We start from the raw sequence: 25,568 nt of genomic DNA on the forward strand, positions 1-25,568 counted from the left end.
AACCAGGCCTCAACTGAGCTCCGCCGCCAAAGCCCGAAGAATGCGCCGGTTGCCGCGGCGATTTTGCAGACCAATACGCAGCCATCGCTCCCCGAGTCCTTCAAAGGATCGGCAGTCGCGCAAGAGCACTCCACGACGGGCAACACGCTCCCGCAGCTTCACCAATGAGGCATCACTACGGATCAAGAAAAAGTTGGTGCTGGAGGGCATCGGGGTGATTTCTGGCAACTGCATCAGTTGCTGCTGCAACCAAGCGCCTTCGTCCGCAACCCAGGTTTCCACACGCCGCGTCCAGCGACTCAGCCCCACCCGATCGGCGATGACGGCCTGCCCAGCAGCCAACGCCAGGCCATTCACTGGCCATGGATCGCGCCAGCGCTGCCAGCGCTGCACACGATCCGCAGCAGCCACGGCATAACCGAGCCGCAAGCCAGCCACGGCCAACAACTTCGTGAGACTTCGGATCACCACCAGATTGGGATGGGTGGCCACCAAGGGCAGCAGCGATTGCCGCTCGCCACCAGGGACCAGAGGGAGGAAGGCTTCATCGCAGATCACCAGGGGATAGCGATCCAGCAAGCACTCCAACGACGACCGGCTCCAGAGCTGCCCCGTGGGGTTGTGAGGATTGGTGAGCCAGAGCGTGCCCACACGGCTTTCAGGATCCAACGGGGTAGGGAAGGCCTCGGGTCCAGAGCCCGCCCAGTCGAGAGGGAGGGGCAAGGAGCAAACCCCTGCGTCCCAGCAGGACAGAGCACGGCGGTAATCGGCAAATCCCGGCTGGGGGAGACCGCTGAGCCCATGCGCCGCTGCATCCCTTGCGGCCCACGTGAACAGCTCCGCTGCTCCATTGCCCGGCAACACGCACGCGACATCCACGCCATGCCAATCAGCGATGGCCTGACGCAACGCAATCTGACTGCGGTCGGGGTAGTCACGCAATGCAGTGCCGGCGATCGCGAGCCGCAATGCCGCGCGCATCACACGAGGCGGCTGAAAAGGCACTAACGATGCACTGGCATCCAGCAGCTGATCCGATCGAATGCCCAGGCGTTTGGCCTCCTGAGTGAGGTTGCCCCCATGCGGTGGAAAGCCGCTGCCCAAGATCAATCCAGCCGACAGGTCTCCATCCTGCCCAGCGACGCTCGACGCAAGCCGCCGGGACCGATACAACCCAAGGGATCACTGAGCTGCTGTTGATGCCAGCCCAGCACGAGACGCCGCTCCGGATCAAAACCATCCGGATCAAGACTTTCCGGATCAAGACCATGGGGGCATCGCTGTTGCTTGGCGGACTGCTCGGTTTTGGAGCAGGGGCCGCTCATTCCAATGAAGCGCTGCTTCAACTCCTGCAGGAACGACGCTGTCAGGGATGCCGGCTCGCCGATGTGGACCTCGTTCACGCCGACTTGCGCGATGCCGATCTGGGCGAAGCCCGGCTGATGCGCGCCAACCTCAGCCAGGCCCAGCTGGACGGCGCTGATCTCAATGGCGCTGACCTCAGCTTCACCAGCCTGCGCGGTGCATCACTGCGCGGAGCGGATTTGAGAGGGAGCAAGCTCTTCGGCACGGATCTGAGAGACGCCGATCTCAGCGGTGCCCAGCTCGACCCGGACGCCCTGGAGCAGGCGCATTGGCAAGGAGCCCAGGGGATTGCAGCAGGAAGCCGCAGCCATGCGGCGTTGCACAACGCAGGCGTGGAAGCGTTTTTAGCCGGAAACTGGTCATCGGCAGAAACGTTGTTCAGCGATGCCATCCGCAGCCAACCGCAAGAACCTTTGAGCTGGGTGGCCCGTGGCATCAGCCGCAGCGAACAGGCCAAAGACGACCTGGCCGCCGCCGATTTCAACTACGCCGCTGCGCTGTATCAACAACAGGGAAGCGCAGCCTGGGCTGATCAGCTCAAGGCGGCAGCTGATGCCATCAGCGAGCGCCGATACGAAAACAACGCAACGGAGGAAGGGAGCGGCGTCGGCAGTCAACTGCTGGGAGGCGCTATCTCAGGGCTTCGCATGATCGCGCCGCTTGCCGCCAAAGCCTTCATGCCATTCGGATTAGGGCTTTAACCGACAGAACCGGTCAGTAGCCACTCATTACCTGGCGAGTCGCTGGAAGCGTTGGTCTGTAGCCATAGCCATAGGTTCCACCCTGGGTGTCGTCGATGATGCGTGGTGTCACCAGAATCACCAACTCCCGCTTGGCTCGGCTTCCCTGGGAAGAACGGAAAAATTGGCCGATGAAAGGGAGATCTCCGAGGATGGGCCATTTGGTCACAGCCTGCACATCTGCGTCCGAAATTACGCCCGTTAAAATTAACGTTTGCCCATCGCGTACACGTATTTTTCCGGTGTCAAGAGAGCGACTGCTAATTATATTGATATTTCCACATCGCTCAACAAAATCCACATCAATAGCAGCCGATATCTGTGGCGACAGGGAGAAAGTCACGAAGCCATTATCATCAATTTTATCAACTCTGGCACCAAAAGTGAGGCCTGCATTCGTTAATTCAGGCTCGCAAAAAATACTGCCATTTTCGCCCTCTCTGACATTATATGACGTCACAAGACGCTCTCCGACAGAGACCAACGCTTCATTCACCCGTTCTCGGCCAACCAATCCATCCGAGCCAATTGCCGTTCCATCAGAGCCGCGCATATCACCTTCACCTTCTTGAATGATCAATGTGGGGCTTGCGAGAATTTTGGTTGAGCTCGACTCAATCTGTGCACTCAAAAAGTCAAAGAACTGATTAACAGGGTATTGGAAGCGCGAAGGAGCCTGATAGGTAACCCTTCCCTCTTCGTCAATTTCAGTGATTCCCGGCTGCAAGGGATTGTCATACGTTCCAAAATCAGGCCGAGCTCCCTCAGACCCCGGCAGTGGATAGGCAGAACTGGGGCTATCAAGAAACACACCACTGCCATCGGTCACGCCCGTCCCTGGAATAGGAGTCGTACCCTCCTGCGCGGAATACCTGCCAGGGAGTCCACCCTCCGAGCTACCTGGAGGCTTGTAGGCACCAAAATTAGCGAGCAGACTTCCATTATCACTGACGATGAATGCATTGCCTGAGCGGAAGGCAAAGCTATTGCTTATTTGAGAATCATTATCCAGTAGAACATCAAGAACGCGCACACTCAAGGCCACCTGACGTTGACGCAGATCAATCTGCTTGAGGTAACTCTCAGCAACAGCCACCAACTGCGAATCACCCACGATCGTGAGTGTTTGCAGACGTGAATCTGTTGTCACCACAAGCCCACGAAGAGGGCCCGTAGAAGCTCCAAAACTCTCGCTGTAAGGGGTCTGTGACGATTGCTGCGATGTGGCATCACTGAGCTGTGTGGTGCCGATGGACGCCGCCTCACCTGTTGTGGTGGTGATGGTATTCGTCAGGTTGAAAGTAGCCCCAAGATTGCCGAGGTATTCAGCGGCCGCTCTCGCAGTCACTTGATTCAACCGAATCACCTTCGACATCTGAGGCCCAAACGTTTTGGAGGCTGCAGCAGGGCCCACCAGCAACGTGCGTCCATCGAGCTTGCCCTGCAGACCCGAAGCCAAAAGCACACCATTTAGCGCGCGAGCGTAGCTTTCATCCTGAAATGCCATCGACACCAAAGCGCCCTGATCGCTTTGACCTGAACCCGCTGAACTCTGGGTGGGATCCGCCACAAATACAAAGCCATACCCCCCCAAACGCGCCAAGGCCATCAAGGCGTCCTTGGGCGGAGCATTATTCAGTGTGAGGGTCACAGGGGGACCACTGACATTCACAAAGCTGCGGTTCTGCAACACCATCGAACCGACGGCCATATCACCCAGGGGCGGCGCGACAGCCCTGGGTTGGAGCGGTGGGGCATAGCTGCTCTGAGGAACGGTGCCCGGCGCCGACAAGTCGAGTCTTCCGGTCTGCAGCAACGCGGGCGCTGCTAAGCCAGAAAACTGCAACACCAAAGCGCGACCGTCAGCGCTCACCACAGGCTCCCTGAGGCTTTGACCAGCGGCAGGCACTACTTCGATGCGATACAAGCTGCCCGAACCACTGATGGCAACACGTTGCAGACCCGACGCAGGATCCGACAGCTGCTGACGACCATTGGGCAATCCAGGAGTTCCCTGAAGTTGCAATTGCCCTTCCCAAACCTGGCCGTTGAGACGCTGCTGCAGCACCGGCTGCGCACCGACACCATCGATGACCACCTCAACGGCCTCCTGCGTGCGACGAATCCGCAAGGCCAGCGTCCCCTGAGCCAACGCGACGGCGGAGCCACCACCGATCAGGGAGTGCAGCAAGCCCACATCACCAACACCGAGGCCAGCCACCAGCATCAATGCGCTCAGCCGGGAAAGGTTGCAAGACATACCCGGGGCTGAACGCCATGCTGCTTGGCGGATGGTATCGATCGCCATCGTGGAGAGCCAGCCCTGACGGAAGAGCTGACATCCAGCCGTCAGAAAGGATCCTCTGCTTGAGCCGCTGCATTGGCTCCTGATGGAGGCTGATCAGCATCAACAACCCCGTCAGCAACAACAGCCTTGTCGAAGAAGTTCAGAGTGAGCTTCAAGCGGGTGCGCGGAGGGGTGATGGGCGCAGCCTGCTCATCACTGGCTCGCTCCTGTTGTTCCAACGCCACGAGCTCCAGATCACCGGGCTGCACCAAGAGCTCTAGTTGTTCCATACGCCTCAGAAACTGCAGCAGGCCCACATAGGGCCCATCCACCTGCAGCAACACCGAACTTTTGTCATAGCCACGCGCCTGCAATGGTCCCGCAGATCCACCGGAGGCTGACTCATCCTGCGCATCTGGACCCGACGGAGACTGGGTGCCTGAGCCTTGGGACTCAGCCATCGACACAGGCACCGGTTCATAGAGCTTGATCAGCACATCCGTGGCGGCGGCTTCACGGCTGAGTTGCGCCAGAAAGGTCTCGATGGAGCCGCGACCAGCGACCAGATCCACCAGCAGGGCCTGCTGTTGTTCGAGCTCGGCAAGGTTCACTTGGGTGGACTTGAGCTGCCCCTGGAGCGAGGGCAGCGAGTTCCCCTTGCTCTCAAGATCCACAAGGCGCTGCTTCTGCACCTGAATCCGGCCCAACATCGGTAGGCCGATCAACAGGATGACCCCTCCCGCGAGTGCACAACCGATCAAGGCTGGAACCAGCAGCAGCACGCGCTCCCGGGTGATCTGGGCTCGCCAGGCTGGCCGATCAGGACTGAGGTTGGTCATGGCGCCACTCCCTGCTGTTCCAGCAAGCGATAGCGCTGAACCAAGCCCGAAGCCCCCAACTGCTGCAGTTGCTGGATTGAAGGTCTGCGTTGAGCATCCAGAGCCCAGTCGAGACTGAAGCTGACCGACGGCTGCTCATCATCCCGGGTTACTTTCACCACCTCCACCCCGCCGGGTTGAGAGATCGGCAAGGCTTCCAGATTGAGCACCAGAGCATTGATCCGCTCCAGCGGTCCCGGGGCGCCGCCGGCGACCGCCGTTCCTGAAACCTGGATGCGATCACCCAGCACGGAGACGTCCTCGAGCCGGACGCCCACCGGTGTGACTCGGCGCAGTTGCTCCAACAGAGGCGACCCAGACGGGACAGCGACCAAGGTCTCGGCAATCTTGAGATTGTCCTTGCGAAGCGAATCCGCGCGACGTCGGTCTGCGCTGAGACGTGCCTCTAACGCTTGCAGCTGCTGCTCCACTGGCTCCAACGCCCGCAACTGCCGCAACTGGCTTGATTCAGACCAATGAAGCAGCACTAGCGACACCAGTGCGATCAGCAGTCCCCCCACTCCGATCAGCGAACCACGCAGTAAGAGGAAACGGCTGGAACGCCATGGCGGAACCTCAGCCGGCAGACCCAGCTCCTGGCGACGCTCCCGCAACAGATTTGGCAACGACTGCTGTTCAGGCTTGGCGCTCATGCCGCTACCTCTTGAGGGGCCGTCAACGCCAGATCCAGGAGCGACATCTCGGCATCCGAGTGCAGTCGTCCTTGCTGAGGGTCGTGCTCAGGCGCCCACCGCCCCTGCCATTGCGGGGACGCGGTCACCCACCAGCCCACCCGCTCCTGTGGCTCACACCAGGCCTGGACCAGCGCCTGGACCTCCTTTCGCAGTGCTGACAGTTCGACGGCTTCAAGCGCGAGATCCACATCCGGACAGCCACCGTGCAGCAATAGCAGCCGCCAGCGACTGCCTTGCTCCACCAGCCAGACCAGTCGCTCCTCGCGATTCCCCCAGGCCGTGGACAGACCACGGAATGCAGCTGACAGCAACCATTCAGCACGACGCACGGAGAGATCAGCAGTTGCCAAGGTCTCAATCCATGACTGCAGCAACAGGCGATCGGTGCCCATGACGAGCGTTCGGTCGGCGCGGGGCAGGGGTAGTAGGTCGAGATAGCTCTCTTGAAGGGACAGCGACCAGCCGAGATCAGGCTGCAACGCCCTCAGAGCGTCCACATCCAGAGCTTGGCCAGGTTCGGCACCCTGAACCACCCGCCACTGACAGCTGGAGAGCGGCAAGAGCAAGTCCACGCTGACCCTGGCAGGAATCAGCCCCCGTTCCAGCAGCAGATCTGCAATCGTTTCCCCTAGCGCAAGATGGTCGAGAGGCTGTCCCATGCGACAGAGATCCGGAGGCAAGGCCAGCGAAGCGATCTGCCGCTCCCCCTGTGAGCACAAGGCGAGATGCAAGCAGTCATCCTCCGGAGCCAGCACAACACGGCTTGGCTCCAGCAGCCCCTGAAACTGCACCAACCAGCCGTCAAGGGCGGGGAAACGATCACGCAGGTCAGCCAGCACCACCATGCAACTCCGAGCCGGTGAATCCATGACTTGATCGCAGAGTATCGATTACTGCCAGGGCGCGCCGCTTCCGACCGCCTCACGAATGTTGCGGAAGCTGTGACGGTCCAGCTGATCCAGCAGTCCCTCCAACACCCGCGGCACCAAATCCGGACCTTCAAAGATCCATCCGGTGTAGAGCTGCACCAAGGACGCTCCAGCGGCGATCCGCTCCCAGGCGGCCTCAGGTGTGCTGATGCCTCCAACACCGACCAGGGGCAAGGCAGGCCCAGCGGTGGCACGCAGACGCCGCAACACCTCAAGGGCTCGTGTCCTGAGTGGATCACCGCTGAGACCACCTGCCTCCTCTTGCAGGGTTCGCCCGGTCTGGCTGATCACCCGACGCTCTAGTCCAAGGCGGTCAAGGCTGGTGTTGACGGCGATCACACCGGCCAGGCCTTCCTCGTAGGCCAGGCGCGCGATGCCATCGATCGCGTCATCCTCGAGATCCGGTGCAATTTTCACCAGTAAAGGAGGACACCCCGGCAGCCGGCGCAACCGTTCCACCAAGCGGCGCAGCTGCGTCGCGTCCTGCAGATCCCGAAGCCCTGGTGTGTTCGGTGAACTGACATTGATGACCGCATAGTCGGCCAGAGGAGCCAGCAGCTCCAGCGACGAGGCGTAATCATCGGGCGCCAACTCCAGGGGCGTGACCTTGGATTTGCCCAAATTGATGCCAAGCACAGCTGGCCGCTGGCCACGAGGCGGCAGCACCTGTCGCTCCAGCGTGCGACGCATCCCTTCTGCACCATTGTTGTTGAAGCCCATCCGGTTGAGCGCCGCCCGCTCGTCGGCCAGACGGAACAGCCGCGGCCGCGGATTACCGGGCTGGGCATGCCAGGTGACGGTGCCCACCTCAGCAAAACCGAATCCGAAACGATCCCAGACCCCCGCAGCAACACCGTTCTTGTCAAAACCAGCAGCCAGACCGACGGGATTGCTGAAGCGGCAGCCGAACAGCACCTGCTCAAGACGCAGATCACGACGCTGGAGCTCCGCGCCTACACCGTCCAAAACACCCGACAGTCCTGGCCACTGCCTGCGAAGACTGAGCTGACCGAGTGCCTGCAACGCTGCGCGGCTGAGCTGCTCGGCATCCACGCCTTCATCCTTGGCCAGCACAGGACCAAGCCAGCGCCGATAAAAACCTGCGGTGCTCATCACCGCGGAGGCTGACGGCTCAGCCATCGGGATTCCTCGACTGTCTTGATCCTGCCTCGGCGCGGCGCAACCGCCAGCGATCCCCATCCATTGGCTCCACCAGCCAATCGCGCCAGCGCCAGCTGTCCTGACGCTCTACCAGACGCGTGAGTGGTTGCTCCACCAGCTGAGCCAACTCCACAGTCGACAGGGCAAAACCTCCCTCCGCGAGACGGTCAGCCAATTCCAAGCGCGTCAGCAACTGCTGCAACGCTGCTGGTGCCGGCGCATTGGCAGAAGTCGGGTCGTCAGCAGTCGGATCAACAGCTTTTACTGGCGTGGATTGACTCCCCCGCTTAAGGCGCGGCGCAGTTCCCTTGGAGTAGGCCACAGCGATCTGATCCACACGATCGTTATCGGGATCACCGCTGTGGCCTTTCACGTAACGCAGCGGCACGTCAGCCAGGCGCGCCTGATCAAGAGCCTGCCAGAGATCCTGGTTGAGCACCGGTTTTCCAGCGGCCGTTTTCCATCCCTTGCGCTTCCACCCGGGCATCCAAGAGCTGAGGCCATCAATCAGATATTTGCTGTCGGTGCGCAGCACCAAATCGGGGTGACGCGGAAGCTCCGCCAACCGCTCCAGCATCTCCAGTGCCGCCTGAAGCTCCATACGGTTGTTGGTGGTAGCCGGATCGGCACCGCCGAACTCCTCCACACTGCCGTCTTCGAAGCGAATCAAGGCTCCCCAACCCCCGGGACCGGGATTGCCGCTGCAGGCTCCATCGGTGGCTGCAGCCACGACACGACCTCTGCCATCGGCCTTAGCCATTGATCACGCCACCCCTTCTCGGTACAACTCGGTTCTTCGACACCCAGGAGGTCTGGGCCATGGGCCGAACCTACTTCCGCAGAGCTGCGCTGGGTGCTGCAGCGCTGGGATTGGCGGTGGCGGCCGGCAGTTTTCCCGGCTGGACCCGTGCCCTCTTCGATAGCCGTCCTCTTGAGGAAGAACGCTTCGCGATCCTGGCTCAACCCGTCGGACAGGACCGCTGGAAGCTCTTGGTGCTGGAGCAGATCAAGGCGCGACCTCTCTGCTGGGAGGAGCGCCGCGACGGCTTGATGAATCCTTCTTTGAATTCCTTTGATTTCACCGGGGTCTGCAGCCGCTATCTCGATAGCAATGGCTACTCCCTGCGCACCTCAGGAACAGACGTTGATCGACGCTTCCGCCTGCGCTTAAACCAGAGCCGCGATGGGCTGATCCTCCAGGCCACCAATCCCGACCGAGGCAGCGCTTTCACCGTGGCTCGAGCTAACAACGTGCGTCGCGACAAAAATGCGTTCGTCAAGCTGACACTGGAGCCTGGCTGGTCGCTCGAGCGTCGGGTGTACCAGGGACGCACCCTCAGTCACGTCTACTTCGCCAATGCCCAGCCGCTCACAACGTTGATCGCCGCGAATCAGACCTCAGAACGCAGAGCGAGAGCCTTCACCGCTGGCCTTCCTCCCATGCCGTCGCAGCCCATGCAATCCAATCAAGGACTGCAACGGGGACCCATTCGCCTGGAAGTCATCCCCTACCGCCCCTGACCAGGGACAGTTGATAATTCGCCCAGCTCCAGACACAACTCGGTAGGTCTTTTTTTATTTTGTGAATGTGTGAGGAGTGATGAGCGCCTCTCCAGGGTCGAAACAAGGACAGACTCCTGAAATGCGCTTCACCTCAGAGCTCTGCCTTTGGCGGAGCTTTTTTAATGCGCCAATAAAAAAGCCGACCCGAAGGTCGGCAGAGTCAACGGACAGTGGACAACAGACGGTGCTGCTGTCCTGAGGTGATCACTTGAGGGTGACCTTGCCGCCTGCCTCTTCGATGGACTTCTTGAGGGCCTCGGCATCGTCCTTGGACGCGCCTTCCTTGATGGTTTTGGGAGCAGCCTCGACCATGGCCTTGGCATCGCCCAAGCCCAGACCGGTGGCTTCGCGCACGGCTTTGAGGACCTTGATCTTGGAGGAAGCTTCGAAGCTCTCCAACACAACATCAAATTCGGTCTTCTCTTCAGCGGCTTCACCACCACCGGCACCAGCAGCGCCGGGAGCAGCCATCACCACACCAGCGGAAGCGGCAGCAGACACACCGAAAGCTTCTTCGATCTGCTTAACAAGCTCGGAAGCTTCAAGCAGAGAAAGAGACTTCAGCGATTCGAGAATTTCGTCGGTTTTTGCAGACATGGTTGGGAATCAGCAACAGATCAGATAGACAGTCAGGTCGAAGGCGTTCAGCTTTCGCCGGATTCGGCGTGCTGCTTGAGCGCTCGAGCAAGACCGGAGGGAACCTCGTTGATGCCCACAGCCACCTTGGTGGCGACGGCATTGATGGAACCAGCGATTTGGGCCATGAGCACTTCCTTGGTGGGAAGGTCGCCGATGGCTTTGATCTCATCCTGAGACAGGAGCTTGCCTTCAAAGAGGCCGCCCTTGGTTTCGGACTTTTTGGTTTCCTTCTGGAAGGCCTGAACAGCCTTCACGGCGCCGCCGACATCGCCCTTAACCAGAACGAAGGCGTTGGTTCCGCTGAGAAGAGAATCGAGGTTGGACCAAGCACTGTCACCATCGATGGCACGACGCATCAAGGTGTTTTTGGTCACCTTGCAAACGCCGCTGCTGGCCTGCAGACGAGTCCGCAGATCAGACATTTCCTTGATGGAAAGACCCTGGTAATCCAGGACCAGTGCCATTTCGGCCTCACCGAGGAGCTGCTTGAGCTCTTCGACGATCTGTTGCTTGCTCTCCAGAGTGCGGCCCATAGGAATTGGATCGGATCGGGGGAACAAGCTGGACACACGGCCGATCAGTGCTCCCGAAAGAGACGAGGCCGCGTGTCGATCCAATCCCATAAGGGAAAACATCGTCGCGTCTGCCTCGGCAGGATTTATGGCTTGAATCAACTCAAGGAATTGATTAAGACAACCCGCTGTCTTAGGCCGGGCGCGTGCCCGTTGTCTGGCTTTCGCCAGCTCTTAAACATACAACAGAGCCCTCACTTGAGTGAGGGCTCTGAAGTGTGATGCACAGTTGAATCATCCACGGTGGTCGTGAATCAACCGTCCTGATTGATGTCCTGCAGAGCAGCGAAATCAACTTCAACCGAAGGGCCCATGGTGGATGTCACATACAGGCTCTTCCAGTAACGACCTTTGGCACCGCTGGGCTTGTTGCGATCGATCGTTTCCTGAAGGGTCTTCAGATTGTCGAGCAGCTTGGCCGCGTCAAAGCTGGCTTTGCCGAAACGCACGTGGACAATGCCGGTGCGATCAGCACGGAATTCAAGCTTGCCGGCTTTGAATTCATTAATGGCGGAAGCCAAATCGGTGGTAACGGTGCCGGCCTTGGGGTTCGGCATCAGACCACGAGGACCGAGTACGCGTCCCAGCTTGGCCACCTTGGGCATCATGTCCGGGGTTGCGATCAGCAGGTCGAAATCCATTTCGCCTTTGCTGATGGCCTCAACCAGATCTTCATCACCGGCGAGCTCGGCACCTGCGGCTTTGGCTTCAGCCACCTTTTCACCGCGGGTGACCACGGCGATACGAACGGTCTGACCGGTGCCATGGGGCAGCGCAACGGTGGTGCGCAGCTGCTGGTCGGTGTATTTGGGGTCGATCCCCAGGCGCACGTGCGCCTCCATGGTTTCGTCGAACTTGGCGTTGGCGTTGTCCTTCACCAGCTGAATGGCTTCGAGCGGCTCGTAGGCGCGCTCTTCAACCTTGGTGACGAGGCTGGCCAGGCGTTTTGAGAGTTTGGGCATGGCTTGGATGGGGTTCAGACGACCGCGAGGTCTCCCCCGAAAAGGAATCAGAGTTGAATGAGAACTGGCGCAAGTGGCGTCAGTCGCTGACGGCAACGCCCATGTTGCGAGCGGTGCCTTCGATGATGCGCATGGCCGACTCAACGCTGGTGCAGTTGAGATCGGGGAGCTTGGTCTTGGCGATCTCCTCGAGTTGGGAGCGGTTGATGGAGCCAACACTTCCCTTGGCGGACTCACCGGAACCCTTAGCGATTCCGGCAGCCTTGGTGATCAGCACCGACGCGGGAGGCGTCTTGGTGATGAAGGTGAAGCTGCGGTCTTCGAAGACCGAGATCTCCACCGGGATCACGAACCCAGCCTTGTCCTGGGTGCGAGCGTTGTACTCCTTGCAGAACGCCATGATGTTGACACCGTGCTGACCGAGGGCAGGGCCCACGGGCGGTGCAGGGTTGGCTTTGCCGGCCTGAAGGGCCAGCTTGATCACAGCTACGACTTTCTTGGCCATCGGCGGACGGAGTTGAACATCTGCGGATCACCTGACCCTCGGGGCAGGTACGGCGGGATGGTGAACCATCCCATAGGCCGCCCTCCGCAGGGAGACGGCCGCCGCCAGCATTAGTTCTGCTTGCTCACTTGAGAAAACTCGAGTTCCACAGGCGTCTCGCGGCCGAAGATCGACAGCAGTGCCTTGAGCTTGCTGCGCTCACCGGATACCTCGATCACTTCGCCCTGGAAATCCTTGAAGGGTCCAGCCGTCACAAGGATCTGATCACCTTCGGTGAGATCCACCTTGACGACGGTCTTCTTCTCAGCGGCACGCTTAAAGATGCGATCCACTTCCTGGCGGCTGAGCGGACGGGGTTTGATGTGACCGCGCGCTTTACCCGTGGCGCGGCGATCCTCAGCACCAACGAAGTTGATGACGTTTGGCGTGCTGCGCACCGCCATCATCGTGTCTTCGTCCAGCACCATGCGCACCAGCACGTAGCCAGGGAAGACCTTTTCTTCAGTGGATTGGCGGCTGCCGTCCTTCTTGACCTTCACGGCGGGGGTCTCTGGGATCTCGATCTCCAGGATGCGATTGCTCACACCCAGGGTCACCGCCCGTTGCTCCAACGTGGCTTTCACCTTTTTTTCACAGCTGGATGCCACTTGAATGGCATACCAACGGGCGACACCGGTGCGGACTGCAGGCGTCTCCAGCGTGCCGTCCTCGCCGTCGTTCGGCGCAGGCAGATCCAGCACCTCGCTGGTATCCGGCTGGCTTTGATCGAGATCAGACACAGGTCAGGACAGAAAAGGGACGAACGAAGCAGGTCACGGCGTCGGCAGGCGAAAACGCTGTCAACGGAAGACCTGAGATGCAGCCCAGCCGTAGAAACGGCTCAGGGCAGCGATGGCAGCAGCAGAGAGGCTGACCATCAGGATCACCGCGATCGATTCACTGAACAGCTGCTGCCGGCTGGGCCAAACGACAAGCTTCAATTCCTCGAAAGTGGCCTGCAGAAATCCGCCCTTTTTCCCAGGCTGTTCAGGGCCGGATGAAGGCGGCGGCGTTACTGCTGCGGTGTCCTCGGAAGTGGGGCTGGTCACGGATGACGGATCACAAACTCGTCTGGGCCGGTGCTGACGCCGGCTCAGATGGCACGTGACAGCAAACGACAATCGTACCGGACGCCTTCAGAGGGTTATTCCGGCTCGAAGCGGAACGGCTCAGACGGATCGCTTCCGGCCAGGACCCGCACCGCTTGCGCACCGCTGAAGCGTTCCTCCAGCAGCTCGGTGGCCAGCGGGTTTTCCAAACGACGACGCAGCACCCGGCGTAGTGGCCTGGCGCCGAACTCCGGTTCATGCCCCTGGGAAACCAGCGCCTCAATCACACTGTCTTCAACGCGCAGTTCTAAGCCCTGCTCGCAAAGCAGCTTGGAGAGATCTGCCAACTGCAGACGCACGATCCGGCCCAAGTCCTGAAGACCCAGCGGCTTGAAGCGGATCACTTCGTCGATCCGATTGAGGAATTCCGGTCGGAAATGACGCCCCAAGGCCTCATCCACGGCAGCCTCGAGGGCTGTGTCGTCGGCCGAAGCCTCGCCCGCCTGTGCCCGACGGGCTGAATCAAGAATGGCGCGGCTGGCCAGATTGCTCGTCATGACCACGACGGTGTGACGGAAATCAACGGTGCGCCCTTGTGAGTCGCTGAGCCGCCCGTCATCGAGCACTTGCAACAACACATTGAACACATCGGGGTGGGCTTTCTCCACCTCATCCAGAAGCAGCAAGGCGTAAGGCCGGCGACGCACCGCTTCAGTGAGCTGACCGCCTTCCTCGTATCCCACATACCCCGGAGGCGCTCCGAGCAGGCGCGCCACCGCGTTGCGCTCCATGAACTCGCTCATGTCGAGGCGCACCATCGCCTCGTCTTCATCGAACAACTGATCGGCAAGAGCTTTGGCCAGCTCCGTTTTGCCAACGCCAGTGGGGCCAAGAAACAAGAACGAACCCACAGGCCGACGGGGGTCCTTCATGCCGGCGCGGGCACGCCGGATGGCCGCTGCCACCGCCTGCACCGCATCCGGTTGACCGATCACACGCTCACCGAGCCGTTGATCCAGTTCCAGCAGTTTCTGACGTTCTCCGGCGAGCAGTCGCTGGATCGGGATTCCGGTCCAGCGGGCGACCACATCGGCGATGTCTTCCGCTTCCACCTGCTCACGCAGGAGGGAGGTGCCATTGGCCTGATCCTGCGCTAAGGCCGCCTCGAGATCACTGCGCCGCTGCTGAAGACGATGCAGCTGGTCGTACTGCAGACGGGCCGCCTCTTCCAGATCGCCCTGGCGCTCCGCCTCGGCAATGGCGTGGCGCAGATCTTCGTCCTCCTGGAGAAGCTGGCGTAACTCCTGAAGCTGTTCCCGCTCAGCCTGCCAGCGCTCACGCAGCTGAGTGAGCTGGGCCGAGGCTTCGAGTCGCTGCCGCTGCAGCTGCACGCGTTCGGCTTCCGGGGCCTGCTCAGCAGCCAGGACCGCCAGCTCCACCCGCCGCAGATCCATCTCAGCGTCCTCCACCACCTGCGGTTTGGAGGTCACGTCCATCTTGAGCTGCGCCGCCGCCTCATCAATCAAATCGATGGCCTTGTCAGGCAGGCAGCGGTCGCTGATGTAGCGATCAGCCAGGCGGGCCGCAGCCGTCACCGCAGCATCCGTGATCGTTACGCCGTGATGGAGCTCGTAGCGCTCCTTGACGCCGCGCAAGATCTCCACGCTGAGATCGATGGATGGCTCCGTGATCGGTACCTGCTGAAAGCGTCGGTTGAGGGCGGGGTCCTTCTCAACGGTGCGGCGATAGTCCTCAGGGGTGGTGGCTGCAATGCAACGCAGGTCACCTTGAGCCAACGCAGGTTTCAACAGACTGCCGGCATCGGCACTGGAGCGGTCGCTGTTGACCACGGTGTGCAACTCATCGATGAACAACACCACACCCGCTTCGGGATCGCTCACCTCTTGCAACACTTCGCGAAGTCGTTCCTCGAACTGACCACGGAACTTGGCGCCAGCGATCAACGCGCCTGCATCCAGAGCCACCAAACGCAGACCCTGGAGTGATTCCGGCACTTCACCAGCAACGATCCGATGGGCCAACAGTTCTGCGATCGCGGTTTTGCCCACCCCCGGAGCACCGATCAGCACTGGATTGTTTTTGCCCCGACGCGACAAGACCTTGATCAAGCGACGGATCTCGGCATCGCGGCCGATCACCGGATCGAGCCGTCCCGCTGCCGCAGCGGCGGTGAGATCACGGCCATAACGATCCAAGGCCGTGGGTTCAGGCGCAGGAGCAGGCTCAAGCCCCACCTCATCGGCTGCTGTCAATCGCTCGCTCCCCCCTGGAGTCGCATCCAAAGAAGCGGAGATGGAAGGCGGCTCGACAGCTGGGGGGGCGGCCATCGAGGGGATGACCGAGGACGGCGCCGCGGCACGAGCCACAGGCTCAGGCTCAGGAACACGGGGGGGAGCGCTCGGCGTGGGGCGACGCAGTTCAGCCTCGAGACGATCGGCGGGCAAGCCATAACGCGCGAGCAGATCCGCACCAATGCGCGGATCACGTCCGATGGCAATCAGCAGATGCGACAACTCGATCAAGCGCGATCCCCAAAGACCGCGGACCCGGTCCGCCGCTTCCAGCAGTGTTTCGAGGTCTTCACCGACGAACAGCTCATCGGCTCGGGCCATGGGTTGTTCAGCCAGAAAGCCCTCGAGTTGATCGAGCAGTTGATCGCGTGGCAACGCCAGAGAATCCACCTCCACCTGAAAGCGTGGATCGGTAAACAGCGCCTGGATGAGGTGCTCCACGTCTAGATCGCCGTGACGCCAACGACGCGCAGAGTCCTGAGCGCAGAGCAGGAGTTCCCAGGCGTCATCGCTGAAGCGATCGGGCTCCACTGTGAGACTGGCAGGAGGCTGTGGCATCACGCCAAAGTCAGACGTCATCGCAGTCGGCCTCACTTAGGCGGAAGCAGAACGGGACGACTGCTCGATCAACTCGACCTTGTATCCATCCGGGTCTTCCACAAACGCGATCACCGTGCTGCCGTGCTTCATCGGCCCGGGCTCCCTCACCACCCGGCCCCCCTTGCCGGCGATTCCAGCGCAGGTGGCATAAATGTCTTGCACTCCAAGCGCAATGTGGCCATACCCATCACCGAGCTCATAACTCTGCGTATCCCAGTTGTGGGTGAGCTCGAGAACGGTGTTGTCCTTTTCATCTCCGTAGCCGACGAACGCCAGGGTGAAACGACCTGATGGGAAGTCCTTGCGGCGCAACAACTGCATGCCCAGCACTTCTGTGTAGAAGGTCAACGAGCGCTCCAGATCACCCACCCGGAGCATGGTGTGGAGCATGCGCATGATCTGGACGTATCGCTGTTACCAGCATGGTGCATCCAGCCTGCTCATGCTCAACCAAAAGGGGACGGTTGGCATTGGTGCAGACCGACACAGTGCCAGGCGGCAGGGCGACTCATAGGATCGCCAGGTCTTCGATCCGCATCACGTGTTCGATTCCCTCGATCTCGTCATCGATACCATCGTGGCCCGTGAGGTGCTCGACTCCCGCGGCAATCCCACGGTGGAAGCTGAAGTGCTGCTCGAGGGTGGTGCCAGCGGACGCGCCATCGTCCCCAGTGGTGCCAGCACCGGAGCCCATGAGGCCCACGAGCTGCGAGACGGCGGTGATCGCTACATGGGCAAAGGTGTGACTCAGGCGGTGAATCACATTGAAGAGCGCATCGCTCCGGCCCTGTGCGGCCTCTCCGCTCTGGATCAAGCCGCCGTGGATGCCGCCATGCTTGAACTGGATGGCAGCGACAACAAGTCCAACCTCGGAGCCAACGCCATCCTCGCGGTGAGCATGGCCAATGCACGCGCCGCCGCCAACGGCCTTGGCATTCCTCTCTACCGCTACTTGGGAGGACCGATGGCATCGCTGCTGCCGGTGCCACTGATGAATGTGATCAACGGTGGCGCCCATGCCGCCAACAGCCTGGACTTCCAGGAATTCATGCTGGTGCCTCACGGTGCGCCCAGCTTCCGCGAAGCCCTGCGCATGGGGACCGAGGTGTTCCACACGCTGAAGAAACTGCTCAGCGACAAGGGCATGAGCACCGCGGTGGGTGACGAAGGGGGATTCGCCCCTGACCTTGGCAATGTGGAAGCCGGCGAAATTCTGGTGGAAGCGATCACGAAGGCGGGTTACAAGCCTGGCGAACAGATCTCTTTGGCCCTTGATGTCGCCAGCACCGAATTCTTCGAGAACGGCCGCTATGCCTTTGATGGCGGCAGCTACGACAGCGCCGAGATGGTCGGGCAGCTGCAGCAGCTGGTGGAGAAGTTTCCGATCGTGTCCATCGAAGATGGCCTCGCAGAGGACGACTGGGAGGGTTGGAAACTGCTGACCGAGCGCCTGGGCAGCAAGGTGCAACTGGTGGGTGATGATCTGTTCGTCACCAACACCAAACGCCTGCAGCAGGGAATCGACAGCGCCACCGCCAACTCCATCCTGATCAAGGTGAACCAGATCGGTTCGCTCACCGAAACCCTGCAGGCCATCGATCTGGCCGGCCGCTCCGGCTACACCAGCGTGATCAGCCACCGCAGTGGCGAAACGGAAGACACCACCATTGCTGACCTGTCGGTTGCCACCCGTGCCGGGCAGATCAAGACCGGCTCCCTGAGCCGCAGCGAGCGGGTTGCCAAATACAACCAGCTGCTGCGCATCGAGGACGAGCTGGGCAGCCAGGCGGTGTACGCCGGTGCTGTCGGTCAAGGCCCCCGCGGCAAGGCCTGAGCGGGCTCGCTTTCCCTACCGTTCAATCCATCCACCCAGGCCTCAGCAACCACTGGGCCATGGGTGGATTTTTGATTGCTGCAACTTCTACTGCCGTCAGCGTTGTTGGGATGACAGCGATTCCAGCCGAGAGTCCTTGCGCAGCTTGACCTGCAACTTCAGCCATCCCATACCCACCGGGACCGCCGCACCCAAAGGCAGCAAAGCCCAGAGGGGTCGGGCACTGGCTCCCATCAAGGCTGCCGCCACAGCCAGTCCACCAAGCAACACGGACTGACCGATGGAGTGCTGCGCGGTGACCATCCGCCGGAACTGACGATCGGATTCACCCATGCGGATCTGCAGTTGCAGATCGCCTTGCTCAAGACGTTCAAGACTTTCATCCAAACGGCGCGGGATCCCCACCGCCCGGGAACTCAAAGCACCGACCTGACGGCCGAGTTCATTGAAGAGATCACTGGAGCCGGATCCACTGGACGTCATGAGAGGCAGCAGATAGGGCTTGGCGATCCCGACCAGCGTAAATCCAGGATCAAGGCTGCGACCGACGCCTTCAAAGGTGGAGAGGGCTCGCATCACAAAAATCAGCTCCACTGGCAAGCGGAAAGGCTGGCCATAAACGAGCTCATACAAATCGGCCGAGAGCTTGTCGATGACTGAGGCACTGAAGGGAGGCGTCAGCGCATCTCTGAGCATCAAGCGCACCAGCCGACGCACCGGGCCGGGGTCAACATCCCCAGCAATCACCCCGGCAGCCTGCATCTCCTCCACCAGCAGGGATGCATCGCGCGCGGCAGCTGCGCTGACCATGGAGCCAAGGCGGCGACGCAGGCGCTCGGATAACTGACCCATCATTCCGAAGTCGTAGTAGATGAGAGCACCATCGCTGGCCACCGCGAGATTGCCGGGGTGCGGGTCGGCGTGGAAAAAGCCATAGCGGACCAATTGCTGCAGATAACTTGCAGCACCGATCTCGGCCACTTCGGAGGGATCAATTCCCGCCTCCAGCAGCGCCGGGCGGTCGTTGATCTTGATCCCGGGCATGTAGTCGAGACACAACACACGACGGGTGCTGAGCTCCCAGATCACCCCGGGCACCCGGATGCGGGACTCATCCAGAAACTGCTGACGGAAACGGGCGGCATGCTGCGCCTCAAGACGGAAATCAAGCTCGCGCAGCAACACCCGCCGACACTCCTGGGCAATAGCCACCCAGTCACGCCCTCGCCCCCACTGGGGATGGCGTTGCAGCACTGCCGCCACTTGTTGCATCACCTCCAGATCAAGGCGGAACAGACCCTCGAGCCCCGGGCGCTGGATTTTGAGCACCACCTGGCGTCCGCTGCGAAGGCTGGCGCGATGCACCTGCGCGAGTGAAGCCGCGCCGAGTGGTTGCTCGTCCAGATCGATGATTTCGGCGCAGCGGGCACCGAGCTCTTCTTCCAGCAAGGCCTGGGCCTGATCAAACGGGAAGGCGGGAACTTTGTCCTGCAGCTCAGCCAGTTCAGCGACCCAGCCAGCAGGCAGAACATCGGGCCGAGCGGACAACAGCTGCCCAAGCTTGATAAAAGCAGAACCCAGTTGCAGAAGCTCTGCCGTCAGCCAGCGAGCCCTGTGCTGCTGGCGGGTCTGACGCCGCTCCGGCGTCATGCCACCGGGATAGCTCCAGCTGCGACTGTCCCACCACAACAACACCAAAAGGACCAGCACGGAGCGCCAGATCCGTAACGCCCTCAGGCCCCTGCGCCAGGGGAGAGAGCGACCCCGCCAGCGGTTCAAGGTCGCTCCTCCAGCCGCATGCTGAGTTCAGCGACCTGCGCACGCAAGCGATCGATGCGTTGCTGAAGGGGCTCAGGAGACTCCGGATCGCTGGCCTGCGCTGAAGTGGACCCCGAAGCGGTTGTTTGTTGGAGGCGTTCTGCTTCAGCCTTGACTTCTTCCTGAAACAGATCCCATTCCTGACGGATGCGATCGGGAGCATCCTGAACTGCCACAGCAACACCTGCTGCCGCGTCGGCCACGCCTTCGCCGACGCGGGCAATGAGGCGATTCATGGCCGCTCTGATCAGGGCGTCCGGGGGAGTCATGGCCATTGATTCAGTGAAGAAACTGTGGCAGATCCCATGGCGCTCACGCGACGGGCATCAAGGATTTGGTGGCGCCATCGGCGGCGTGAGGACGTTTTGCGGATCAAACGTGGGTTGCGGTATGCGGAGGGGTTCTGACACGGGCAACACTGCCGGCGGCCCTGAGTCCGCTTGAACCGGGGCCTCCTGCGCAGGATCAGCCGGGAAGCCAGCATCTGGCTCCTGCACTCCAGGTTCGAGCGTTGGAGAGAGTGGGAGGCCTGGGTCGGGCGCGTTCGTTTCCTCCGCCGCTGGCAGCACAGGAGCCGGTTGGGGACTTAGATCATCCGCTGGCAAAGACGACTCCGGCTCACGCAGAGCCGCCTGCTGCTCCTCGCGTTGTTCATCTTCAGCGGCAATCGCCTCGGCTTCATCAAACATCTGGCGTTTCTCAGCATCACGAGCTTCCTTAGCCGTCACATCGCCCATCAAGGGCTGGTCAGCCCCATAAAAACTTCGCAGGGAATCGAGGGACTGACCGGGAAAACTGCTTTGTTGAAACGATGCCTGCTGCGGGTCTTGCTGACCTTGGCGCAGCATCACGACGCGCTGCGTGATGCCATAACCCAGAGCGAAACACGAACCAGCCACCAGAGGCCCCACCCAGAACCGAGGGCGCTTCGGCCGCTTCTTTTCAGAAGTGGTGGTGGTCATCTCAGGACTCCGCTGAATCGACGCCGAACAATCGGTGGTGGCATCCTCGCGCCTGATCGCAGATGACGCACGAATCAGCGCACGGTTCAAGTGGTGTAATCGGCATTGATGCGCACGTATTGATCCGAAAGATCACAGCCCCAGCCGGATCCAGAGCCTGGCCCCGTGCCGACGTGCAGACGGATGAGGACGACGTCATCGTTCAGATAGCTCCCACAGGCCCGATCGCTCAGGTAGATGGAGGCCGCCGAGCGATCGAAGGCGAGGGGCTGGCCATCGGCCATTAGTTGGTGATCGCCGATCCAGAGGGCCACAGCATCAGGATCAAATGCCACACCGGAACGCCCCGCAGCCGCAACGATCCGCCCCCAGTTGGGATCTCTGCCATGCACGGCGGTCTTGACCAGCGATGACCCGCAAATTGTGCGAGCCATACGCACAGCGTCCTGCTCGCACGGGGCGCCCTGCACCTGCACCTCGATCAGACAAGTGGCTCCCTCCCCATCGCGGGCAATGGCGCGCGCCAGATGTTGCGCCACCTGGGTCAGCCCCTCCTCTAACGCTGCAAAAGCCGTGCCTGGAAGGGGCTCACCAGCGGCAAAGGCCAGCACCGTGTCATTGGTGCTGGTGTCACCATCCACCGTGATGGCATTGAACGAGCGCTGAACAACACGCTGCACCATGGCCTGCCACACATCGGCCGGGACCCCCGCATCGCAGGTGAGATACCCGAGCATGGTGGCCATGTCGGGATGGATCATCCCCGATCCTTTGGCCATCCCCCCGAGCCGGACCCGGCGCCCAGCCAGGGTGGCTTCCAAGGCGATCTGCTTCTCCACCAGATCGGTGGTGAGGATGGCTCCGGCAGCAGCAGCTCCACCCTCGGCATCCAAGGCTTCCACGAGAGGGTTCAGGCCACCAAGCAACACCTCCATCGGAATCGGCACACCGATCACACCTGTGGAGCAGATCAGCACCTGATCAGCGTCCACACCCAAACGATCCGCCAGGGCCTGCGTGGCCCGCTGACTGTCGATCAAGCCACGATCGCCCGTGCAGGCATTGGCCTGACCCGAATTGATCAGCACTGCTCGGGCCTGGCCGCCATTGGAGACCAACCGTTCAGCGCAAAGATCCACGCAGGCGGCACGCACCACTGAGGTGGTGAACGTGCCGGCACAGGCGGCACCCTCCGGCGCCAGAACAAGCGCCAGATCCGGCTTGCCCGATGCCTTCAACCCTGCCGTGATTCCGGCAGCAAGAAAACCGGCAGGAGCAGTAACGCCTCCCTCCACCACAGTCCACTGAGAGGCAGCCCAGCTGTTGTCGGCAACCACGGATCCGCGCGAGACACTGGTGTCATCCTGCCGCCGCGCCATGCCTCGCCAACGCCGCATCGGCCTGACCGGTGGCATCGCCTCCGGCAAAAGCAGTGTGGGCCGCTGGCTGGCCCAGCAACATGTGCCTGTCTTGGACGCCGACCAGTACGCCCATGACGCCCTCGCCCCGGGGGAACCCGCCTGGCAGGCCGTGATCGATCGCTATGGCAGCGCAGTGTTGAAGCAAGGGTCTAACCCAACACAACCTGCGTTAAGCCGAGAGGCGCTCGGCAGCATCGTGTTTGCAAAGGCACCGGAACGGCGGTGGCTGGAACAGCAGGTGCACCCGCTGGTGCGCGCACGTTTCCAAACCGAGCTGCAACGCCTCAACAGCGAGCCGATCACGGTGCTGATGATTCCACTTCTCTATGAAGCTGGGCTGGAAAGTCTTTGCACAGAAGTGTGGGTTGTGCACTGCACAGCCGCGCAGCAACGCGAACGGCTAATCGCCCGCAACACACTCAGTGCCGCAGCTGCTGAGCAGCGCATCCAGGCCCAATGGCCCTTGGAGCGGAAATGCCAACTGGCCGATCAGGTGATTGACAACAGCGGAGCTGCGAATGCCTGGAAGGACCAGGTCCGTGCACTCCTCATGGCTCGCACTTAAACGGCCACACCCAGCCAAAGCCAGGGAGAAGAGCTTTTTATTGACATCATCGCCGAAATCAACCTGTGACCAAGATCACAGCAACAGGCGATTCAGATCATCGACTGACAGCAAAGCCGCAGAGAACATTCACTTACAGGCCAAAACAATCCTCCGACCTGATTGCACGACTCACCACACAATCATCATGCAATTCGCCAAAGCTTCCCTTGCTCTAAGCCTGGTAGCCGCGAGCGGCTTGAGCGGCCTCAGCGCCATGAGCCCTGCGACGAGCGAAGCCTCCACCCGATGCACAGCTGGTACATATCTCGGCCGCTACACCCTCAAGTCAAACCTCACCAATCAATACATCCGCGCAGGAATCGGCTCAGGCGCCTACTTGGGCGCCAAAGCAGACCGCGTCGGTGGGAACACCAGTTGGGAAACCTTTGACGTCTATGACCTGGGCAACCACAATGGCCTCAACGGTGGCACCTATGCCCTGCGCAGCACGCAGGACCCCAACCGCTGGGTCGGCGTCAACAACCAGAAAGCCCTGCAACTCCAGAGGGGTTGCACCACCAACAGCCGCAGCCGCCTGTTCCGCGCCAACAAGATCGGCCGAGTGCTGCAGCTGCAGTCACTGGCCAACGGCCAATGGGTGATTCAACGCTCCAACGGCATGCTCCATGCCAATGCCAATACCACCGGCGGCAATGTCCCGAAGGCATTGCAATTCCGCATGGGCCGGGTCAGCTCGCCCAGCCCAACACCCGCTCCGGAACCCAGCGCTAACAACCTCACTGGCACGTGGAGAGGGAACAACGCCGGCAGCTACACAATCCGGCAAACGGGTTCGATCGTCTCCTGGAACGGACGGGGCCGCAACTTCCGCAATGTGTTCATCGGCCAGCGCCAGGGCAACACCGTGAGCGGATACTGGCAAGACACAGCTGGCAGTCAGACCCAAAACGCAGGTCGACTCACCTTCAAGATCGTGAATGGCTCCGAACTCGTGCGCGTCAGCCACACGGGCGCTCTCGGCAACAGCAGCTGGAGCCGCTGACTTGTCCAACACAGCCCAACCTTCACGGATCAGACAACACTCCACACTTCAACTTGGAACTGAAGGTTGTTGAACCAGCCCAAGCCCGCACAGGCAAGGCAAGAACTAACCCTTCAACTTTTGGCTGAGGATCTGATTGGCCAACTTGGGATCAGCCTTACCGCCGGTCTTCTTCATGAGCTGACCGACAAAGAAGCCCTGGAGCTTGTTCTTCCCGCCGCGGAAGGCTTCCACCTCAGCGGGATGAGCAGCAAGCAACTCCTCAACGATCGCGGTGAGCGCCGCAGGATCACTGATCATGCCGAGGCCTCGCTCATCCACGATCGCCTTGGGTGAACCTCCTTTCTCCAGCAGTTCCGGAAGAATGTCCTTGGCGATCTTGCCGCTGATCTTGCCGCCATCAATTAACTGCACCATCTCGGCCAATTGCTCAGGACGGAAGGGCAACTCGCCATAGGTCAGGCGATTGCTGTTCACATAGGCAGCGATGTCACCCGTGATCCAGTTGGATGCAAGCTTGGCGTCAGCCCCTGCAGCCACGGCGGCCTCGAAGTAATCCGCCATCGGGCGTTCATCGGTGAGCACCCGAGCGTCGTACTGGGACAGCCCCAAGTCATCGGCGTAGCGATGGCGCTTGGCCGCCGGCAGTTCCGGTAATTCCGAACGCCAACCCTCGCGCTGGTCGACACTCACCTCGATCGGTCCCAGATCTGGGTCGGGGAAATAGCGGTAATCGCTGGCGCCCTCCTTGCTGCGCATGCTCTTGGTGAGCTGCTTGCCCTCGTCCCAAAGACGGGTTTCCTGCACGATCGGCTCACCAGTTTCGTAAGCCTTGATCTGACGTTGGATCTCGTATTCACAGGCCTTCTGAATGGCCGAAAACGAGTTCATGTTCTTGATCTCTACCTTGGTGCCGAACGGGGCATCCGGTCCACGGCGGACGGAGATGTTGACGTCACAGCGCAGTGAACCCTCCTGCATGTTTCCGTCACTGACGCCGAGATAGCGCATGATGCGACGGATTTCCGAGGCATATTCCGCCGCCTCACGGCCCGTGCGCAGATCTGGCTTGCTGACAATCTCTGCCAGGGCGACCCCGGCGCGGTTGTAGTCCACCAAGGAGTGGGTGGAGCCGGCCAGGCGATCACTGCCGGCGTGCACGAGTTTCCCTGCATCTTCTTCCATGTGCAGGCGCTCAATGCCGATTTTCTTTAAGTAAGTGTCTTTGCCCTTCTCGGCGACCTCCACTTCGATCCAACCGTCTTCGGCGATCGGTTCGTCGTATTGAGAGATCTGATAGTTCTTTGGCAGATCGGGATAGAAGTACTGCTTGCGGTCGAACTTGCTGTGTTCGGCGATGTTGAGGTTCAAGGCCATCGCCGCCTTGACGGCGTACTCGAGCACCTTCTGGTTCAGCACCGGCAAGGTTCCCGGCAAGCCGCAGACCACCGGATCAATGTGGGTGTTGGGGTCATCTCCAAAGGTGGTTGAAGCCGCTGTGAAGATTTTGCTATCCGTGCCCAGCTGCACATGGGTCTCTAGACCGATCACGGCTTCCCAGGCGCTTTCCGCAGCCATCTCACTTCTCCATGCGTGGGCTGATCCTATGGAAGCGACGCACAATGCA

Annotated in this window: 25 protein-coding genes; 5 read left to right on the forward strand and 20 right to left on the reverse strand. The window is 60.9% G+C overall.

The features are described from left to right. Window positions 1–9: 9 nt before the first annotated feature. Window positions 10–1,104 carry a histidinol-phosphate transaminase gene (locus SynA1825c_RS12330; protein ID WP_186469556.1) on the reverse strand — a complete coding sequence of 365 codons (1,095 nt, stop codon included), beginning with the start codon at window positions 1,102–1,104 and terminating at the stop codon, window positions 10–12. A 95-nt stretch (window positions 1,105–1,199) separates the two neighbouring features. Between SynA1825c_RS12330 and SynA1825c_RS12335 the strand changes: the two genes are divergently transcribed. Beyond that, the gene (locus SynA1825c_RS12335) at window positions 1,200–2,066 is read left to right on the forward strand and encodes a pentapeptide repeat-containing protein (RefSeq protein WP_370593752.1); all 867 of its coding nucleotides are present in this window, start codon (window positions 1,200–1,202) and stop codon (window positions 2,064–2,066) included. A gap of 13 nt (window positions 2,067–2,079) precedes the next feature. On the opposite strand, the gene SynA1825c_RS12340 is transcribed toward SynA1825c_RS12335, so the two are convergent. Genes SynA1825c_RS12340 through SynA1825c_RS12365 form a run of 6 tightly spaced genes read right to left on the reverse strand, consistent with a single transcriptional unit; the run spans window position 2,080 to window position 8,815 of the window. Beyond that, complete coding sequence (locus SynA1825c_RS12340; RefSeq protein WP_370593753.1) at window positions 2,080–4,413, reverse strand: type II secretion system protein GspD; 2,334 nt, start codon at window positions 4,411–4,413, stop codon at window positions 2,080–2,082. 41 nt (window positions 4,414–4,454) lie between these two features. Then, on the reverse strand, window positions 4,455–5,231 hold the full coding sequence (locus SynA1825c_RS12345; RefSeq protein ID WP_186469557.1) for a hypothetical protein: 777 nt from the start codon (window positions 5,229–5,231) through the stop codon (window positions 4,455–4,457). After that, window positions 5,228–5,923, reverse strand: a complete 696-nt coding sequence (locus SynA1825c_RS12350) for a PilN domain-containing protein (RefSeq protein ID WP_186469558.1) — start codon at window positions 5,921–5,923, stop codon at window positions 5,228–5,230. The genes SynA1825c_RS12345 and SynA1825c_RS12350 overlap by 4 nt, the downstream gene beginning before the upstream one ends. Continuing rightward, window positions 5,920–6,834, reverse strand: coding sequence for a hypothetical protein (locus tag SynA1825c_RS12355; protein ID WP_255478391.1), 915 nt, complete (start codon window positions 6,832–6,834; stop codon window positions 5,920–5,922). The genes SynA1825c_RS12350 and SynA1825c_RS12355 overlap by 4 nt, the downstream gene beginning before the upstream one ends. A 21-nt stretch (window positions 6,835–6,855) precedes the next feature. Next, complete coding sequence (locus SynA1825c_RS12360; RefSeq protein WP_186469559.1) at window positions 6,856–8,034, reverse strand: quinone-dependent dihydroorotate dehydrogenase; 1,179 nt, start codon at window positions 8,032–8,034, stop codon at window positions 6,856–6,858. Next, window positions 8,027–8,815 carry a ribonuclease H gene (locus tag SynA1825c_RS12365; RefSeq protein WP_186469560.1) on the reverse strand — a complete coding sequence of 263 codons (789 nt, stop codon included), beginning with the start codon at window positions 8,813–8,815 and terminating at the stop codon, window positions 8,027–8,029. The genes SynA1825c_RS12360 and SynA1825c_RS12365 overlap by 8 nt, the downstream gene beginning before the upstream one ends. Before the next feature lie 59 nt (window positions 8,816–8,874). On the opposite strand from SynA1825c_RS12365, the gene SynA1825c_RS12370 reads away from it, so the two are divergent. Next, window positions 8,875–9,576: a DUF3747 domain-containing protein gene (locus SynA1825c_RS12370; protein ID WP_186471211.1), complete on the forward strand. Its 702-nt coding sequence runs from the start codon at window positions 8,875–8,877 to the stop codon at window positions 9,574–9,576. 246 nt (window positions 9,577–9,822) lie between these two features. Here SynA1825c_RS12370 and rplL read toward each other — a convergent pair whose 3' ends face one another. From rplL to gloA, 8 genes are all read right to left on the reverse strand, one after another. Beyond that, entirely contained in the window at window positions 9,823–10,215 is a 393-nt protein-coding gene (gene rplL / locus SynA1825c_RS12375) for a 50S ribosomal protein L7/L12 (protein WP_186469561.1), read from the reverse strand. A 47-nt stretch (window positions 10,216–10,262) separates the two neighbouring features. Next, complete coding sequence (gene rplJ, locus SynA1825c_RS12380; RefSeq protein ID WP_186469562.1) at window positions 10,263–10,790, reverse strand: 50S ribosomal protein L10; 528 nt, start codon at window positions 10,788–10,790, stop codon at window positions 10,263–10,265. 293 nt (window positions 10,791–11,083) lie between these two features. Then, entirely contained in the window at window positions 11,084–11,791 is a 708-nt protein-coding gene (rplA, locus tag SynA1825c_RS12385) for a 50S ribosomal protein L1 (protein ID WP_186469563.1), read from the reverse strand. 79 nt (window positions 11,792–11,870) lie between these two features. Then, on the reverse strand, window positions 11,871–12,296 hold the full coding sequence (gene rplK / locus SynA1825c_RS12390; RefSeq protein WP_186469564.1) for a 50S ribosomal protein L11: 426 nt from the start codon (window positions 12,294–12,296) through the stop codon (window positions 11,871–11,873). Window positions 12,297–12,406: 110 nt separating this feature from the next. Continuing rightward, window positions 12,407–13,075, reverse strand: a complete 669-nt coding sequence (gene nusG, locus SynA1825c_RS12395) for a transcription termination/antitermination protein NusG (protein WP_186469565.1) — start codon at window positions 13,073–13,075, stop codon at window positions 12,407–12,409. 60 nt (window positions 13,076–13,135) lie between these two features. After that, the gene (gene secE, locus SynA1825c_RS12400; protein ID WP_186469566.1) at window positions 13,136–13,384 is read right to left on the reverse strand and encodes a preprotein translocase subunit SecE; all 249 of its coding nucleotides are present in this window, start codon (window positions 13,382–13,384) and stop codon (window positions 13,136–13,138) included. A gap of 95 nt (window positions 13,385–13,479) precedes the next feature. After that, a complete protein-coding gene (locus tag SynA1825c_RS12405; RefSeq protein ID WP_186469567.1) occupies window positions 13,480–16,275 on the reverse strand; it encodes an ATP-dependent Clp protease ATP-binding subunit in 2,796 nt (931 codons plus the stop codon). 15 nt (window positions 16,276–16,290) lie between these two features. Beyond that, window positions 16,291–16,692, reverse strand: a complete 402-nt coding sequence (gene gloA, locus SynA1825c_RS12410) for a lactoylglutathione lyase (protein ID WP_186469568.1) — start codon at window positions 16,690–16,692, stop codon at window positions 16,291–16,293. A gap of 145 nt (window positions 16,693–16,837) precedes the next feature. Between gloA and eno the strand changes: the two genes are divergently transcribed. Beyond that, window positions 16,838–18,130 carry a phosphopyruvate hydratase gene (gene eno / locus SynA1825c_RS12415; RefSeq protein WP_186469569.1) on the forward strand — a complete coding sequence of 431 codons (1,293 nt, stop codon included), beginning with the start codon at window positions 16,838–16,840 and terminating at the stop codon, window positions 18,128–18,130. A 96-nt stretch (window positions 18,131–18,226) separates the two neighbouring features. Here eno and SynA1825c_RS12420 read toward each other — a convergent pair whose 3' ends face one another. From SynA1825c_RS12420 to argJ, 4 genes are all read right to left on the reverse strand, one after another. Further along, a complete protein-coding gene (locus SynA1825c_RS12420) occupies window positions 18,227–19,909 on the reverse strand; it encodes an AarF/ABC1/UbiB kinase family protein (RefSeq protein ID WP_186469570.1) in 1,683 nt (560 codons plus the stop codon). Beyond that, window positions 19,906–20,217: a hypothetical protein gene (locus tag SynA1825c_RS12425; protein WP_186469571.1), complete on the reverse strand. Its 312-nt coding sequence runs from the start codon at window positions 20,215–20,217 to the stop codon at window positions 19,906–19,908. Before SynA1825c_RS12425 ends, SynA1825c_RS12420 begins: the two co-directional genes overlap by 4 nt. A 57-nt stretch (window positions 20,218–20,274) precedes the next feature. Next, the gene (locus SynA1825c_RS12430) at window positions 20,275–20,910 is read right to left on the reverse strand and encodes a hypothetical protein (protein ID WP_186469572.1); all 636 of its coding nucleotides are present in this window, start codon (window positions 20,908–20,910) and stop codon (window positions 20,275–20,277) included. 86 nt (window positions 20,911–20,996) lie between these two features. Continuing rightward, the gene (gene argJ, locus SynA1825c_RS12435) at window positions 20,997–22,289 is read right to left on the reverse strand and encodes a bifunctional glutamate N-acetyltransferase/amino-acid acetyltransferase ArgJ (protein WP_186469573.1); all 1,293 of its coding nucleotides are present in this window, start codon (window positions 22,287–22,289) and stop codon (window positions 20,997–20,999) included. On the opposite strand from argJ, the gene coaE reads away from it, so the two are divergent. Both coaE and SynA1825c_RS12445 read left to right on the forward strand, forming a co-directional pair. After that, window positions 22,288–22,896, forward strand: coding sequence for a dephospho-CoA kinase (gene coaE, locus SynA1825c_RS12440; protein WP_186469574.1), 609 nt, complete (start codon window positions 22,288–22,290; stop codon window positions 22,894–22,896). The genes argJ and coaE overlap by 2 nt on opposite strands. 187 nt (window positions 22,897–23,083) lie before the next feature. Next, window positions 23,084–23,941 (forward strand): hypothetical protein, encoded by an 858-nt coding sequence (locus SynA1825c_RS12445; RefSeq protein ID WP_186469575.1) that lies wholly within the window; start codon window positions 23,084–23,086, stop codon window positions 23,939–23,941. Between the two features lie 105 nt (window positions 23,942–24,046). On the opposite strand, the gene gatB is transcribed toward SynA1825c_RS12445, so the two are convergent. After that, window positions 24,047–25,519 carry an Asp-tRNA(Asn)/Glu-tRNA(Gln) amidotransferase subunit GatB gene (gene gatB, locus SynA1825c_RS12450; RefSeq protein ID WP_186469576.1) on the reverse strand — a complete coding sequence of 491 codons (1,473 nt, stop codon included), beginning with the start codon at window positions 25,517–25,519 and terminating at the stop codon, window positions 24,047–24,049. Between the last annotated feature and the right edge of the window lie 49 nt (window positions 25,520–25,568).

Source organism: Synechococcus sp. A18-25c (assembly GCF_014280035.1).
Lineage (GTDB): Bacteria > Cyanobacteriota > Cyanobacteriia > PCC-6307 > Cyanobiaceae > Synechococcus_C.